The following is a 14,058-nucleotide window of genomic DNA, read 5'->3' as shown; positions in this document are numbered from 1 at the left end:
GGAACCTCATCTCCATGATGGAGACGGGGTATCAACATATCTGGCGTTGACTTTTGGCACGCTGTTGAGTTCTCAAGGAACGGACGCTTCCTTTGGATTCCCTCTCGGGTTTCCTCCGGGCGCTTCCCTTCGGTCTTGCGTTTCCAACCTTACCAGATCCGTTTCCGTGTCTGGCACCCTGTTGGAGCGGGTCGTCCGTTCGGCTTTCGCTTTCCGGCCTTTCCGACTCTAGCAGATCCGGTTTCTTTTCGATTCCGGGTCCGATATTCGTCGGAGATCCGCCGCGGGCAGTTATTTACTGCTGCCCTTTCGGCGTGGTTACTACTTTAGCGGCTTTCCCTGGCGACTCATAATCGAGGCGCCGGATCAAATTTCGGCAACGCGAAATAAGACCCGTCAGGGAGTCGATCGAAGTAGTTGGTTGTACCGCCTGGCGGTCTGCGCCAATAGCGCTGCCCGTCTCCAGCGGCTCGGGCTACGTTAGGCGGTCGTCGACACAGAGTCAAGTAGCGGTGGTGGTGCGGCGCCGGGGGGTGTGGGGGCGGTAGGGGCTGACCGTGGGGTCGTCGGCGATCCAGTAACGCCAGGGGTGATCGGCTCCGCCGCCGCCGACGCCGGTGCGCGGGCCGCTGCGTACCAGCTCGGGAGCGGGCGGGCGGCCGTGCAGGACCGAGAGGGGGGCGGTGGCTTCCCCGCACAGGTCGGTGCCGTCGAGGGTGCGGTCGATGTCGAGGGCGGTGGCCAGGCGGGCCGGGCCCTTCGCCAGTTCGTGGGTGTTACGGGCCTTGGGGCGGCGGGTGGCCGCCAGGGACGCGCCGGTCAGGATCTCGCCGGCGCGCAGGAGGACACCGCTCGCCTTGTCCTCGGGTCCGCAGACCGCGTTGAGGCTGAACCACATCCCGTAGATGAAGTAGACGTACGCATGGCCGGGCGGGCCGAACATGGTGGCGTTGCGCGCGGTGCGGCCGCGGTAGGCGTGGGAGCCGGGGTCGGTTTCGCCGTCGTACGCCTCGACCTCGGTGAGGCGGAGCTCGATCGGGCCGTCGGGGGTGTTGCGGAGGAGGATGCGGCCCAGCAGGTCGGGGGCCACGTCCACCACGGGACGGTCGAAGAAGTCATGGGTGAGCGGCATACGTTCCGGTACGTCGGTCATGCGGACCGAGAGTAGTGCAGCCGTTGGGGAGGCCGGTTGGCCATGGGGACGCCTGGGTTGGGAAAGTGTGGGCCGTGGAACCGGGTCGTACGGTTTCGCGTTCGTAGGGATCAAGCCGAGAGCTCGGCGTGCAATACACAGCACAGGCGTTCCGCCTGGGGAGGACGAGCATGGGATTCAAGAAGCTGCTGGCGAGCCTGGGCGCCGGGGGTGCGTCGGTGGAGACGGTGCTCTTCGAGGAGAACGTCGTCCCGGGTGGGGTCGTACAGGGCGAGGTGCGGATCCAGGGCGGGTCCGTGGCTCAGGACATCCAGGGGCTGTCCGTCGGACTGCAGGCGCGGGTCGAGGTCGAGAGCGGCGACGAGGAGTACAAGCGGAACATCGAGTTCACCAAGGTGCAGCTGGGCGGCGCCTTCGCGGTGCAGCCGGGGGCGGCGCACACCGTGCCGTTCGGGCTGGAGATTCCGTGGGAGACGCCGATCACCACGTTCCTGGGGACGCATCTGCACGGGATGAACGTCGGGGTGACGACGGAGCTGGCGATCGCGCGGGCGGTGGACTCCGGTGACCTGGACCCGGTGAACGTGCATCCGCTGCCGGCGCAGCAGGCGATCCTGGACGCGTTCGGGCGGCTGGGGTTCCGTTTCAAGGCCGCCGATCTCGAGCAGGGGCACATCAGGGGCACGCGACAGCGGCTCCCCTTCTACCAGGAGATCGAGTTCTACGCGCCGCAGCAGTATCGGGGCCTGAACCAGGTCGAGCTGTCGTTCGTGGCGGACGACCGGGAGATGGACGTCGTCCTGGAGATGGACAAGAAGCCCGGTCTGTTCAGCGAGGGATCGGACACCTACCGGTCTTTCACGGTCGGGCTGAACGACTTCGAGGGGACCGACTGGGCGGGTTACCTCAACCAGTGGCTGGCGGAGGTCGGCGGTAAGCGGAACTGGCTCTAACCTGGCCGGACAGGTGTCAGCAAGCGACCAGGAGGTGTTGCAGTGTCCGAGCTGAAGCGGCGGCCGCTCCCGCACGATTTCCATCCGCCGGTGCCGGAGTTCACGGTGCTGAGCGACGAGGTGGAGCCGGGCGGGACGCTGCGGCCGGAGCAGGTGTTCGCCGAGGGGAACCGTTCGCCGCAGCTGCGGTGGGAGGGTGCGCCCGCGGGGACGAAGAGCTACGCCGTCACCTGTTACGACCCGGACGCGCCGACGGGCAGTGGGTTCTGGCACTGGTCGCTGTTCGACATTCCGGCGTCGGTGACGGAGCTGCCGGCCGGCGCCGGGTCCGGGGAGATGAAGGGACTGCCCGAGGGCGCCGTGCATGTCCGTAACGACTACGGGACGCGGGACTTCGGGGGCGCGGCGCCGCCGCCCGGGGACGGTCCGCACCGTTATGTGTTCACGGTGTACGCCGTGGACCAGGAAAAGCTCGGTCCGGACGGGGAGGCCTCGCCGGCGGTGGTGGGCTTCAATCTGCGGTTCCACACGCTCGGGCGGGCTCAGCTGATCGCCGAGTACGAGATTCCCGCGGCGGGCTGAGCGCCGTAATTCCGTTGCGCCCCGGCGCTCCCCACACGACAGTGGTTGCCGTGCCGCCGCCCCGTAAATAGGAGCGGCGGGCAGCAGGTACCGCAGTGGCGGGAGCGGCGGGGCGCAGGTGTGTCGCCCGCTGTTCGCCGGAGCCCGTATGTGTCTCGGGTGTCCTCATCGGCTGCCGTTCGCTCCGGGTCCCGGTAATTCACGGGGGTGGGACCCGGAGCGCACTCTTTTCCGCGGTCCGTGGGTACCGCCGGTCCTTCTTTTTCATCTGCTGATCGCCCTCCATTTCCCTTGTGGCATGCGGAAATTGCGTTGTTCGGGGAATACCTGCCGCTGCACAGTGGAGCAGCTTCGCCGCGGGGGCGGAGCAGGTCCGGGAGGTGGGCGGGATGCGCGAGACGCTGGTGCTCAATGCGAGCTTCGAGCCGCTGTCGACGGTGTCGCTGCGGCGTGCGGTGGTGCTGGTCATGCAGGACAAAGCGGTCATCGAACACGCTCACCCGGGGCTGCGGATCCGTGCCGCCGCGGTGGACGTACCGGTGCCGCAGGTGATCAGGCTCTGCAGGTACGTACGGGTGCCGTTCCGACAACGGGCGGCCTGGTCGCGGCGCGGGGTGCTGGTGCGTGACCAGCACCGGTGTGCGTACTGCGGGCGCCGGGCGACGACCGTGGACCATGTCGTGCCGCGGTCGCACGGCGGTGGGGACACCTGGCTGAACACCGTGGCCTCGTGTGCGGAGGACAATCACCGCAAGGCGGACCGTACGCCCGAGCAGGCGGGGATGGAGCTGCTGCGGCGGCCGTTCGAGCCGACGCCGGCCGATGCGCTGCTGTCGACGCTGGGGGTGTCGGTGCGCGAGGGACTGCCGGAGTGGCTGGCGCTGCCTGCGTAGGGCGCGGCCGGCCGGGCCGTCGGATGCCGGGCCGTCGCCCGACTCGCCTTATTTAAGGAGGAGTTGGGCGATGGCCAGCAGGCCGACGATGACGATGACGGCGCGCAGGGCGGTGGGCGGCAGACGGCGGCCCACCTTCGCGCCGACCTGGCCGCCGAGGGCGGATCCGACCGCGATCAGGCCGACGGCGGCCCAGTCGAAGTGCGCGACGAAGAGGAAGAAGACCGCGGCGACGCCGTTGACGATCGCGGCGAGGACGTTCTTGAGGGCGTTGAGGCGCTGCAGGTCCTCGGGGAGCAGCAGCCCCATCAGGGAGAGGTAGAGCACGCCCTGGGCGGCGCCGAAGTAGCCGCCGTAGGCGCTGGCGAGCAGGAGTCCGGCCGGCAGGACGATGCCGCCGTCGCGGTGGGGGGTGGTGCCGTTGCGCTCGCGGCGGGCGCGGAGCGCGGCGGCCAGCTTGGGCTGGACGATGACGAGTACCAGCGCGACGGCGATCAGGACGGGGACGATCGCGTCGAAGGCCTTCGAGGGCAGTGCGAGCAGCAGGATCGCGCCGGCCAGGCCCCCGATGAGGGCGACGGCGCCGAAGCGGAGGATCCGGCGGCGCTGGCCGGCGAGCTCGCGGCGGTAGCCGATGGCTCCGCTGATCGAACCGGGCACCAGGCCGAGGGTGTTGGACACGTTGGCGGTGACGGGTGGCACGCCGAAGGCGAGCAGCACCGGGAAGGTGATCAGGGTGCCGGACCCGACGACGGTGTTGATCGTGCCGGCGCCGATTCCGGCGGCGAAGATGGCGACGGCTTCCCAGATGGTCACGCGGATCCCCCCGTGCATGAGCGGTGCGGTTTCGCCCGATCATGCACCAGGGCCCGGTGGTGTCGGTCGATCGGGGGTGTCAGTCGATCGGGGGTGCTTCGCGGTTCGGCGAGCTGGGCTTGGGGATGGAGCCGCCGCCGGTCGGCGGGGTGAAGTTGCCGATGGCGCCGCCGAGGCCCTTGAGGGCGTCGCCGATCTCGCTCGGCACGATCCAGAGCTTGTTGGCGTCGCCTTCGGCGATCTTCGGGAGCATCTGGAGGTACTGGTAGGAGAGCAGCTTCTGGTCCGGGTCGCCGGCGTGGATCGACTCGAAGACCACCCGGATCGCCTGGGCCTCGCCCTCGGCGCGCAGGGCCGCGGCCTTGGCCTCACCCTCGGCGCGCAGGATCGAGGACTGCTTCTCACCTTCGGCCGTGAGGATCTGGGACTGCCGGACACCTTCGGCCTGGAGGATGGCGGCGCGCTTGTCACGGTCGGCGCGCATCTGCTTCTCCATCGAGTCCTGGATGGAGGTCGGCGGCTCGATGGCCTTCAGCTCGACGCGGTTGACGCGGATGCCCCACTTGCCGGTGGCCTCGTCGAGCACGCCGCGCAGCGCCGCGTTGATCTCCTCGCGGGAGGTCAGGGTCCGCTCCAGGTCCATGCCGCCGATGATGTTCCGCAGGGTGGTGACGGTCAGCTGCTCGATGGCCTGGATGTAGCTGGCGACCTCGTAGGTCGCGGCGCGGGCGTCGGTCACCTGGTAGTAGATGACGGTGTCGATGTTCACGACCAGGTTGTCCTGGGTGATCACCGGCTGCGGCGGGAACGGCACGACCTGTTCGCGGAGGTCGATGCGGTTGCGGATGGAGTCGATGAACGGGACGACGATGTTCAGGCCCGCGTTGAGGGTGCGGGTGTAGCGGCCGAAGCGTTCGACGATGGCGGCGCTGGCCTGTGGGATGACCTGGATCGTTTTGATGAGTGCGATGAACACGAGCACCACCAGGATGATCAGGACGATGATGATCGGTTCCACAGCGGCTCCCGTGCCCTTCGTTGCTGGTCCGCGCCGGCCGGTGACCGGCTTGCCATTGATCAGTCTTTCAGAGTCCTGGCTCGTCGCGCAGCGTGTTCGGGTCAGATGACGACGGCGGTGGCGCCTTCGATCTCGACGACGTCCACCTGCTGGCCGGGCTCGTAGACCTGACTGCCGTCCAGGGAGCGGGCGGACCAGACCTCCCCGGCGAGCTTGATCCGGCCGCCGACCCCGCCGTCGACCCGTTCCAGGACCGTGGCGCTCCTGCCCTTGAGCGCGTCGATGCCGGACGCCAGTTGGGGGCTCTGACCACGGTGGCGGGCCGCGAGGGGGCGTACGACGGCGATCAGCGCCACCGACACGGCGACGAACACAAGGAATTGCGGGACGGTGCCGCCACCGAGGCCCGCGGTGACGGCACCGGCGACGGCACCGACCGCGAGCATCCCGAATTCGGGCATCGCGGTCACGACGAGGGGAATGCCCAGTCCTACGGCGGCGATCAGCCACCACACCCATGGATCCACGGCTTCATGGTAGGTCCGCGCGGCGGCCCGGGACAGGGCGCGACCGGGCAGCGGCCGAAAGCGCGCGGTGCCGCGACCGGGCCCCCCGGACGAGCCCGGGGGACGGCCCGTTGGGGAAGGCGGTCCGGCGACGGGCGGTCAGGTCAGGGGCAGGCCCTGCGCGGTCCAGCGGTCGTTGCCGTTGCGCTCGACGACCAGCGGGAGGCCGAAGCAGTGGGAGAGGTTGCTGGAGGTGAGTTCGAGCTCCAGGGGGCCGGCGGCCAGCACCTTGCCCTGACGGATCATCAGGACGTGGGTGAAGCCGGGGGCGATCTCCTCGACGTGGTGGGTGACCATGATCATCGAGGGCGCGTACGGGTCGCGGGCGAGGCGGCCGAGGCGGCGGACCAGGTCCTCGCGGCCGCCGAGGTCGAGACCGGCGGCCGGCTCGTCCAGCAGCAGCAGCTCGGGGTCGGTCATCATGGCGCGGGCGATCAGGGTGCGCTTGCGCTCGCCCTCGGAGAGGGTGCCGAACTTCCGGTGGAGGTAGTCGTTCATCCCGAGACGGTCGAGGAAGGCGCGGGCGCGCTGCTCGTCGACGTCCTCGTAGTTCTCCTGCCAGTGCGCGGTCATGCCGTACGCGGCGGTGAGCACGGTCTGCAGGACGGTCTGGCTGCGGGGCAGCTTGTCGGCCAGTGCGATGCCGGCGACGCCGATGCGCGGGCGCAGGTCGAAGACGTCGACCCGGCCGAGCTGCTCGCCGAGGATCGAGGCGCTGCCGGAGCTCGGGAAGAGATAGCTGGAGGCGAGGTTGAGCAGGGTGGTCTTGCCGGCGCCGTTGGGGCCGAGGATCACCCAGCGCTCCCCTTCCTTCACCGACCAGGAGACCTGGTCCACCAGAGCCCGTCCTTCGCGGACCACGGATACGTCCACCAGCTCCAGCACATCGCTCATGAGCGCGTTGTCTCCCATTGCTTCTCGGTCGTCGCGTACACCTGTAGGCGCAGCCCCCCTGCAAACCTACGCCACTCGTTGTCGGTGCTCTTCCCTAGGCTGGGGACCATGCTCGATGAACCACGTTCAGGACGGCTCGCGGCATGGGGAAATGCCCTTTTGGCCGGACTTGTCTCACCTGATGAAGCCGCGCACCGGATCGCGGACGACGACGCGGTGCACCGCGTGGCGGGCCTGCCCGGGGAGGAGGCGCCGGTCGGCCTGACCCTCGCGCTGGGGCGGCTGCGGACACTGGGGGCGAGGGGCCTGTGGGTGGCCCTGCCGGCTCCCGGGCACCCACTGGGTCTGTGCGGACCGCCGGAATTCAATGCGCGGGCGCTGGAGGCCGAGGAGGCGGTGCTCGCTCCGGGGGCCGGTCTGGGACTGATTCCGGAGAGGTACGAGGCCGGGCCGGAGGGCGGCACCGGACCCGATGTGCATGTGGAGGTGGTCTGGCGCTGCCTGCCGGTGCGGGAGGCGCCGCCGGCCGATGTGCCCTCGCTGGGCGAGGCCGAGCGGGAGCTTGCGGAGGCGCTGCGGGAGGCGACCGAACTGCTCTCGAAGCTGGATGTGGCGGGGTCGGGACCGGTGGCGCAGGCGGCGCTGGAGGCGTACCGGGCGCGGGCGGAGGCCGGCCGGCAGGTGCTGGCTCCCGGATATCCGCCGCGGGCGGTGCGGGTATTGGAGCTGGCGCAGCGTGTCGGCGCGCTCATCGCTATCGCGCAGCAGGCCGGCGGGGACGGCAGGGAGCACGGTGCGGCGGTGAGTTCGTCCGAGATCGCGGCGCGCGCCGAGGCGCTGCGGCCGGTGGAGCGGACGGCCCGGCGGGCGCAGGTGGCGGCGTACAACTCCGCGGTGGAGGAGCGGGAGCGGCACCGGGGGTGAACGGAAGCGGCCCCGCCGGACCATTGTGTGGTCGGCGGGGCCTGTGCCGAACGGGCCGGGCGCCTCTGGGCAGGCGAAGCCGGCCGGCCCGTTCGGACAGCCTCAGTTGTTCGAGGTGGTGTTGCCGAAGGCGGGGTTGAGCACGCCGATGACGTTGGCGGTGTTGCCGGTGGCGTTCACGGGGACGTGCACGGGGACCTGGGCGAGATTGCCCGAGCCGATGCCGGGGGAGAGCACGGCCGTGCCGTCGGCCTGCGCGCCACTGGTCGCGAAGGCGGATCCGGCGGCCGCGCCGAGGGCGATCCCGGTGGCGGCGAGGACGAGTGCGGCCTTCTTGGCGGTGTTCATGGGGGCGTGTTCCTCACGTGGTGGCACAGGGCCGTAAGACGATGGCGGAGGGTGGGGGACCGGCCGCGCGTCCGAGACAGGACGGGGCCGGTCCGGCCCGACCCGCGCGGACGATGGCATCGCGGGGGTCGGACGAGGTCCTGCGGGCGCCTGGGATCAGACGTTGGCGCAGGGGTTGCCGAAGGTGGGGTTGAGCGCGCCGATGACGGTGGCGGTGATGCCGCAGGCGTTCACGGGGACGTGCACCGGGACCTGGACGACGTTGCCGGAGACGATTCCCGGGGAGTGCATCGCACCGCCCTGGGCCTGGGGGGAGTGGGCCGAGGCGACGCCGGCGCCCGCGAGGGCGAGACCGCTCGCCACCATCGTGATGGCCGCTGCGCGCTTGATGTTCTTCACTTCTCTAGCTCCTCGTTGCCGTTGCCGTGGCCAGCCGCCACGACTGCACTGGACAACGGCACGGGCCGAGAAGGGATACGCCGAATGGGCTATGGCTACACGACAGTATGAATCTCGGATCTGAAGACGACATTCCGCTTGTGTCGGCGGTAGAGGAACGCCGTCGTACCCGGCGCTCCCCCATGGGCGTTCAGGCCCCGATGCCGTGCCGTACGGCCCACAGTGCGGCCTGCGTCCGGTCGGCGAGGTCGAGCTTCATCAGGATGTTGGAGACATGGGTCTTGACGGTCTTCTCGGACAGCACCAGCGCGCGGGCGATCTCGCGGTTGGAGCGGCCGTCCGCGATCAGGCCCAGGACCTCGCGCTCCCGGTCGGTGAGGGAAGTGCCGCGCCCCTGGCCGCCGTTGTTCTCCTCCTGGGACAGCAGTGCGCCGGCCACCTCGGGCTGCAGCAGGACATGGCCCGCGTGGACCGAGCGGATGGCGCCGGCCAGCGCGTCCGGGTCGATGTCCTTGTAGACGTAGCCCGCCGCGCCCGCGCGCAGCGCCGGGACGACGGTGCGCTGTTCGGTGAAGCTGGTGACCACCAGCACCCGGGCGGGGTTGTCCAGTTCGCGCAGCGTACGAAGCGCCTCGATGCCGTCCATGCCGGGCATCTTGACGTCCATCAGGACGACGTCCGGGCGCAGCTCTTCGGCGGCGGCGATGCCCTCGGCGCCGTCGGAGGCCTCCCCCACCACCTCGATGTCGTCCTGGACCTCCAGGAACGTCCGCAGCCCGCGGCGCACGACCTGGTGATCGTCGACGAGCAGTACGCGGATCGCCGGTCCGCCGCCCGCGGTCCGCCGCCCGGCGGCCGCCCCTGATCCGTCCGCGGGAATCCCCATCGTGCCGCTCCTGTCCGTGTCAGCCACCGGGCACCTCCATCTCGACAGTGGTGCCCTTGCCGGGCTCCGATTCCACGGTGAGCTTTCCACCGACGCCGCTCGCGCGGTCGCGCATCGAGACCAGGCCCAGGTGGCGGCCGGCCCGGCGGACCGCGCCGGGGTCGAATCCGCAGCCGTCGTCGGCGATCCGCAGCAGCGCGCCCTGGCCGTTGCGGGTGAGGGTCACCTCGACCAGCTCGGCGCCGGAGTGCCGCAGGGCGTTGTGCAGCGCCTCCTGGGCGACCCGGAGCAGCGCCTCCTCCTGGGCGGCGGGCAGCGCCCGGACGCTGTGGGCGGCGAAGGTGACGCGCGCGCAGTGGGCCCGGTCCAGGACCTGGGCCTGGGAGCGCAGGGTGGCGACCAGGCCGTCCTCGTCCAGGGCGGCGGGGCGCAGTTCGATGACGGCGGCCCGCAGTTCGTCGGCGGCCTCCGCGGCCAGCGCGGTGACCTGGTGCAGCTCGTCCTTGGCGCGTGCCGGGTCGCGGTCGACCAGGGCGGTGGCGGCCTGGGCGGTGAGGCGGAGCGAGAAGAGCTTCTGGGCGACCGCGTCGTGCAGTTCGTGGGCGAGCCGGGCGCGCTCGCCGGCGATGGTCAGTTCGCGGCTGCGCTCGTAGAGGCGGGCGTTGGTCAGGGCGATGGCGGCGTGCTGGGCGAGTATCCCGAGCAGCCGCTCGTCCTCCTCGGTGAAGCCGCAGTCGCCGGCCGGTTTGGAGCAGCGCTTGTTCGCCAGGAAGAGGGCGCCGAGGATCTCGTCGCCGTCGGCGACCGGCAGGCCGAGGAAGTCGGACATGTCCGGGTGGGCCGACGGCCAGCCGCCGAAGCGGGGGTCGGCGCGGACGTCGGCAAGCCGTTCCGGGGTGGCGTTGTGCAGCATCGCGGCGAGGATGCCGTGCTGGCGGGGCAGCGGGCCGATGGCCTTCCACTGCTCGGCGCTGACGCCGTCCACCACGAACTGGGCGAAGCCGCCGTGATCGTCGGGCACGCCCAGGGCGGCGTACTCGGCGTCCAGCAGCTCGCGGGCCGAGGCCACGATCGTCTTGAGGACGTCGCGCACCTCCAGATGCCTGCTCATCGCCAGGATCGCGGTGCTCACCGCGGGGATTCCGGCTCCCGGTCCGTTGGTCATGGGCTCACCGTACCGGCGGCGCGACCAGCGCGTATCGGTCCGGCGTCGGCCCCCGCCTACGCCGCCCGGCCTAGGCCGAATGCCCTGGCCACGGCCGGTCCGGCGGCCGACGTCCGGGGGCTCGCGGCGTTCCTACGGTGAGGACGGGCCGGGATCCCGGTCCGGACCGAAAGGGGACGCGATCATGCCGGTGGCGGTCATCACGGGGGCATCGAAGGGACTGGGCCGGGCGCTCGGCGCGGCACTGGCGGAACGGGGGTGGGACCTGGTCGTGGACGCCAGGTCGGCCGGGCCGCTGGAGGACGCGGCGCGGGAGCTGCGCGGGGCGGGGGTACGGGTGGTCGCGCTGCCCGGGGATGTGACGGACCAGGGGCACCGGGCGGCGCTGGTGGCCGCGGCCGGTGCGCTGGGCGGGCTCGATCTGCTGGTGAACAACGCGAGCGCACTGGGGGCCGAGCCACTGGCACGGCTGGCGGACCATCCGCTGGACGGGCTGCGGGCGGCGCTGGAGGTGAATGTGGTGGCACCGCTCGGACTCGTCCAGGAGGCTTTGCCGCTCTTGCGGAATTCCTCCTACCTGCACTCGTACGAGGAAGTTATCCCTTTCAGGGGGAACGCTCCTTATAGAGAGGATGCCGGAAATAAAACGGCATACGATTCATACCCTTACATCAAGAATGCCCGAAATGCCGGTACGTCCGATTCGCCCACTTATGGGGCAGTAAGCGGCGCGACCATCGGCACGAAAGGGACATTTGCCCGTAAGGGCGGGGCGGTGCTCAACATCAGCTCGGACGCGGCCGTCGAGGCGTACCCGGCCTGGGGCGGGTACGGCGCCACGAAGGCGGCGCTGGACCAGCAGTCGGCGGTGCTCGCGGTGGAGGAGCCGGAGCTGCGGGTGTGGTGGGTGGACCCGGGTGACATGCGGACCGATCTGTATGCGGCCGCCGTACCGGACGAGGACACGTCCGGGCGGCCGCTGCCCCGGGCCGTGGTTCCCGGGCTGCTGCGCCTGCTGGACGACCGGGCACCCAGCGGGCGGTATCACGCGGCGGCCGGGGCGGGCCCGTCCGGCGGGGTGCCCGCGTCCGGCGGGGGGAGCTCCCGGTGATCACGGAGGCGGTACAGGTCCCGGCGGAGCTGTCGGCCGCGGTGCCGGCCGAACAGCGGGGGCCCGGGCTCGGCCGGGACGCCGTACGGCTGATGGTGAGCCGGGGTGCGGCGGAGCCCGGCCACCACGGCTTCGGTGAGCTGCCGGATCTGCTGGCGGCCGGGGACGTGCTGGTGGTGAACACCTCGCGGACGCTGCCGGCCGCGGTGGACGGCCGGGCCGGCGACGGCCGGGGGCGCGGTGAGCCGGTGGTGGTGCACTTCTCCACGCGGGCGGACCGGTGGCACCCGGCGGGCCGGGCGGTGGACGGCTGCTGGGCGGTGGAGCTGCGGAGTCCGGACGGGCGGGGCAGCACCGTGCCGCGGGCGGGCGGCCCGGCCGGCACGGTGGTGCGGCTGCCCGGCGGGGCGCGGCTGGTGTTCCAGGCCCCGCTGGACCCCGGGAGCGCCCGGCTGTGGTGGGCGCGGGTGGCGGGCGCGGAGGTGCACGGGCTGCTGCGGCGCCACGGGCGGCCGATCCGCTACGGCTACACGGACCGGGACCAGCCGCTGGAGGCGTACCAGACGGTCTTCGCGGTGGACTCCCCCGGCGCCGGCAGCGCGGAGATGCCGAGTGCCGCCCGGCCCTTCACCGCCGCGCTGGTGGCGCGGCTGGTCAGCAAGGGGGTGCAGTTCGCGCCGGTGTCGCTGCATACGGGGGTCGCCTCGGCGGAGGCGTTCGAGCCGCCGTATGCGGAGCGGTTCGTGGTGCCGCCGGTCACGGCGTGGCTGGTGAACGCCGCGCGGGCCCGGCGCAGGGCGGCGGCGCGGCGGCGGCGTCCGGGCGCCCCGGCCGGGCGGATCGTGGCCGTGGGGACCACGGCCGTACGGGCCCTGGAGTCGGCGACCGGCGCGGACGGGCGGGTGCGGGCCGCGGCCGGCTGGACGGAGCTGGTGGTCACGCCGGAGCGCGGGGTGCGGGCGGTGGACGGGCTGCTCACCGGGCTGCACGAGCCCACCGCCTCCCATCTGCTGATGCTTCAGGCGGTGGCGGACGGCGGGGAGGCGCTGCGCCGGGCCTATGCGGCGGCGGTGCGGCGGCGCTATCTGTGGCATGAATTCGGCGATCTGCATCTCGTGCTGCCCGACTGAGTTCCGGGCGCGGAGGCCGTGCAGCGGCGCCCCGGTCGGGCCGGGTGGCCGGGGTAATCCAGGATTCCGTCGCAGCGTGCGGGCGGGGATTTGACGCATACGGACTGTGCGTTTGCAATTACGTCCGGCGAGACAAACACCGCCGCACTGTGACGCCGCGCATAGGACGCAGGTCACTTACGAGCCGGGTTAGTGGACCTCCCATTACTGCGTGAGCTGGGAAAGTCCTCTTCGGGACGCAATATCCGCCGCCAGGGTTCCACTAACCCGGATCGTACGTCACACCTTTGCCGGGGGAATTTCCGGCCGCTAAGAATGGCCCCGTCGCTCGGCGCCGTGAAGGGAATTACGGCGTTCGCCACCATTCCGGGCCCGTGCGGCGTCCCCCCATCGGAAGGTCTGTCCCGCCATGCCTCAGCACGCCACTTCTGGTCTCCGCCGCCTGACCCGGACGCAGAAGCTCTCCGTCGCCGGTGTCGCCACCGCCGGTGCCGCAGCTCTGCTCTTCACCACCGTTCCGGGTGCCGACGCCGATCAGGGCGCGGCGCAGGCCACCACCGTCGAGAACGTGAAGCCGGTCGCCTTCAGTGCGGTCGGTACCGCCGCCAAGGCCCAGCAGGCCACGATCGCCCGGCAGGCCGACAGCTCGGCCGCCAAGGGCCAGGCCGAGGCGGCCGCGAAGAAGGCCGCGGCCGTCAAGGCCGCCAAGGCGAAGGCCCAGGCCGAGAAGGCGCGCGCCACGAAGGCCGCCGCGAGCCGGTCCGCCGTACGCACCGCGATCCCCGCCGCGGCGAAGCCGGCCGTGAAGCCGGCGCCCGTGAAGACCGCCGCCAAGCCGGCCGCCAAGACGTACCCGGACAACCTGGACGGCTGGATCCGCGAGTCCCTGGCCATCATGGCCAAGAAGGGCATCCCCGGCTCGTACGAGGGCATCCACCGCAACATCATGCGCGAGTCCAGCGGTAACCCGATGGCCATCAACAACTGGGACATCAACGCCATCAACGGCACCCCGTCCAAGGGCCTGCTGCAGGTCATCGCGCCGACCTTCAAGACGTACCACGTCGAAGGCACCTCCTGGAACATGTACGACCCGGTCGCCAACATCACCGCCGCCTGCAACTACGCGGCCGCCAAGTACGGCTCGATGGACAACGTCAACTCGGCGTACTGAGCCACCGGTTCAGGCAGTCCGCCATCGCGCACACCGCCGAGGGGCG

General features: G+C 71.1%; 16 protein-coding genes. 7 read left to right on the top strand and 9 right to left on the bottom strand.

Annotation, left to right across the window (positions count from 1 at the left end; all coding sequences use genetic code 11):
- Positions 1-502: 502 nt before the first annotated feature.
- Positions 503-1,153 carry a DNA-3-methyladenine glycosylase gene (locus tag ABZ851_RS35815; RefSeq protein WP_361136655.1) on the bottom strand — a complete coding sequence of 217 codons (651 nt, stop codon included), beginning with the start codon at positions 1,151-1,153 and terminating at the stop codon, positions 503-505.
- A 170-nt stretch (positions 1,154-1,323) separates the two neighbouring features.
- Between ABZ851_RS35815 and ABZ851_RS35810 the strand changes: the two genes are divergently transcribed.
- The 3 genes from ABZ851_RS35810 to ABZ851_RS35800 all read left to right on the top strand — a co-directional run bounded on the left by ABZ851_RS35810 (position 1,324) and on the right by ABZ851_RS35800 (position 3,581).
- On the top strand, positions 1,324-2,106 hold the full coding sequence (locus ABZ851_RS35810) for a sporulation protein (protein ID WP_328387972.1): 783 nt from the start codon (positions 1,324-1,326) through the stop codon (positions 2,104-2,106).
- 42 nt (positions 2,107-2,148) lie between these two features.
- Positions 2,149-2,688 (top strand): YbhB/YbcL family Raf kinase inhibitor-like protein, encoded by a 540-nt coding sequence (locus ABZ851_RS35805; RefSeq protein WP_361136653.1) that lies wholly within the window; start codon positions 2,149-2,151, stop codon positions 2,686-2,688.
- Positions 2,689-3,077: 389 nt separating this feature from the next.
- Positions 3,078-3,581, top strand: coding sequence for an HNH endonuclease (locus ABZ851_RS35800; RefSeq protein ID WP_336054686.1), 504 nt, complete (start codon positions 3,078-3,080; stop codon positions 3,579-3,581).
- A 48-nt stretch (positions 3,582-3,629) separates the two neighbouring features.
- Here ABZ851_RS35800 and ABZ851_RS35795 read toward each other — a convergent pair whose 3' ends face one another.
- The 4 genes from ABZ851_RS35795 to ABZ851_RS35780 form a co-directional block, all read right to left on the bottom strand.
- Positions 3,630-4,397: a sulfite exporter TauE/SafE family protein gene (locus tag ABZ851_RS35795; protein ID WP_336054685.1), complete on the bottom strand. Its 768-nt coding sequence runs from the start codon at positions 4,395-4,397 to the stop codon at positions 3,630-3,632.
- 79 nt (positions 4,398-4,476) lie between these two features.
- Positions 4,477-5,415, bottom strand: coding sequence for an SPFH domain-containing protein (locus ABZ851_RS35790; RefSeq protein WP_086718234.1), 939 nt, complete (start codon positions 5,413-5,415; stop codon positions 4,477-4,479).
- Between the two features lie 101 nt (positions 5,416-5,516).
- Entirely contained in the window at positions 5,517-5,930 is a 414-nt protein-coding gene (locus ABZ851_RS35785) for an NfeD family protein (RefSeq protein WP_361136657.1), read from the bottom strand.
- Between the two features lie 150 nt (positions 5,931-6,080).
- On the bottom strand, positions 6,081-6,893 hold the full coding sequence (locus ABZ851_RS35780) for an ABC transporter ATP-binding protein (protein WP_361136650.1): 813 nt from the start codon (positions 6,891-6,893) through the stop codon (positions 6,081-6,083).
- A 90-nt stretch (positions 6,894-6,983) separates the two neighbouring features.
- Here ABZ851_RS35780 and ABZ851_RS35775 point away from each other — a divergent pair, with 90 nt between their 5' ends.
- On the top strand, positions 6,984-7,799 hold the full coding sequence (locus ABZ851_RS35775; RefSeq protein ID WP_361136648.1) for a hypothetical protein: 816 nt from the start codon (positions 6,984-6,986) through the stop codon (positions 7,797-7,799).
- A 102-nt stretch (positions 7,800-7,901) separates the two neighbouring features.
- Here the strand turns inward: ABZ851_RS35775 and ABZ851_RS35770 are convergent, their stop codons facing one another.
- The 4 genes from ABZ851_RS35770 to ABZ851_RS35755 form a co-directional block, all read right to left on the bottom strand.
- On the bottom strand, positions 7,902-8,147 hold the full coding sequence (locus ABZ851_RS35770; protein ID WP_361136646.1) for a chaplin: 246 nt from the start codon (positions 8,145-8,147) through the stop codon (positions 7,902-7,904).
- Between the two features lie 156 nt (positions 8,148-8,303).
- The gene (locus ABZ851_RS35765) at positions 8,304-8,546 is read right to left on the bottom strand and encodes a chaplin (protein WP_336054681.1); all 243 of its coding nucleotides are present in this window, start codon (positions 8,544-8,546) and stop codon (positions 8,304-8,306) included.
- Between the two features lie 190 nt (positions 8,547-8,736).
- On the bottom strand, positions 8,737-9,432 hold the full coding sequence (locus ABZ851_RS35760; protein ID WP_336054689.1) for a response regulator transcription factor: 696 nt from the start codon (positions 9,430-9,432) through the stop codon (positions 8,737-8,739).
- A 19-nt stretch (positions 9,433-9,451) separates the two neighbouring features.
- The gene (locus ABZ851_RS35755) at positions 9,452-10,597 is read right to left on the bottom strand and encodes a GAF domain-containing sensor histidine kinase (protein ID WP_336054680.1); all 1,146 of its coding nucleotides are present in this window, start codon (positions 10,595-10,597) and stop codon (positions 9,452-9,454) included.
- Between the two features lie 184 nt (positions 10,598-10,781).
- Between ABZ851_RS35755 and ABZ851_RS35750 the strand changes: the two genes are divergently transcribed.
- The 3 genes from ABZ851_RS35750 (at position 10,782) to ABZ851_RS35740 (ending at position 14,012) form a co-directional block, all read left to right on the top strand.
- Positions 10,782-11,708, top strand: a complete 927-nt coding sequence (locus ABZ851_RS35750; protein WP_361136643.1) for an SDR family NAD(P)-dependent oxidoreductase — start codon at positions 10,782-10,784, stop codon at positions 11,706-11,708.
- A complete protein-coding gene (locus ABZ851_RS35745) occupies positions 11,708-12,838 on the top strand; it encodes an S-adenosylmethionine:tRNA ribosyltransferase-isomerase (protein ID WP_361136656.1) in 1,131 nt (376 codons plus the stop codon). The genes ABZ851_RS35750 and ABZ851_RS35745 overlap by 1 nt, the downstream gene beginning before the upstream one ends.
- Before the next feature lie 409 nt (positions 12,839-13,247).
- A complete protein-coding gene (locus tag ABZ851_RS35740; protein ID WP_361136641.1) occupies positions 13,248-14,012 on the top strand; it encodes a transglycosylase SLT domain-containing protein in 765 nt (254 codons plus the stop codon).
- Positions 14,013-14,058 lie beyond the last annotated feature (46 nt).

The organism is Streptomyces sp. NPDC047049 (assembly GCF_040643995.1).
In the GTDB taxonomy this organism is placed as follows: Bacteria; Actinomycetota; Actinomycetes; order Streptomycetales; family Streptomycetaceae; genus Streptomyces; species Streptomyces mooreae.
This window is presented reverse-complemented; position numbering and strand designations above follow the sequence as displayed.

Excerpts from the sequence above, each read along its gene's own strand:
- ABZ851_RS35780 (WP_361136650.1), bottom strand. The coding sequence starts at position 6,893 with ATGGGAGACAACGCGCTCATGAGCGATGTGCTGGAGCTGGTGGACGTA.
- ABZ851_RS35740 (WP_361136641.1), top strand. The coding sequence starts at position 13,248 with ATGCCTCAGCACGCCACTTCTGGTCTCCGCCGCCTGACCCGGACGCAG.
- ABZ851_RS35755 (WP_336054680.1), bottom strand. The coding sequence starts at position 10,597 with ATGACCAACGGACCGGGAGCCGGAATCCCCGCGGTGAGCACCGCGATC.
- ABZ851_RS35760 (WP_336054689.1), bottom strand. The coding sequence starts at position 9,432 with ATGGGGATTCCCGCGGACGGATCAGGGGCGGCCGCCGGGCGGCGGACC.
- ABZ851_RS35815 (WP_361136655.1), bottom strand. The coding sequence starts at position 1,153 with ATGACCGACGTACCGGAACGTATGCCGCTCACCCATGACTTCTTCGAC.
- ABZ851_RS35800 (WP_336054686.1), top strand. The coding sequence starts at position 3,078 with ATGCGCGAGACGCTGGTGCTCAATGCGAGCTTCGAGCCGCTGTCGACG.
- ABZ851_RS35810 (WP_328387972.1), top strand. The coding sequence starts at position 1,324 with ATGGGATTCAAGAAGCTGCTGGCGAGCCTGGGCGCCGGGGGTGCGTCG.
- ABZ851_RS35770 (WP_361136646.1), bottom strand. The coding sequence starts at position 8,147 with ATGAACACCGCCAAGAAGGCCGCACTCGTCCTCGCCGCCACCGGGATC.
- ABZ851_RS35775 (WP_361136648.1), top strand. The coding sequence starts at position 6,984 with ATGCTCGATGAACCACGTTCAGGACGGCTCGCGGCATGGGGAAATGCC.
- ABZ851_RS35750 (WP_361136643.1), top strand. The coding sequence starts at position 10,782 with ATGCCGGTGGCGGTCATCACGGGGGCATCGAAGGGACTGGGCCGGGCG.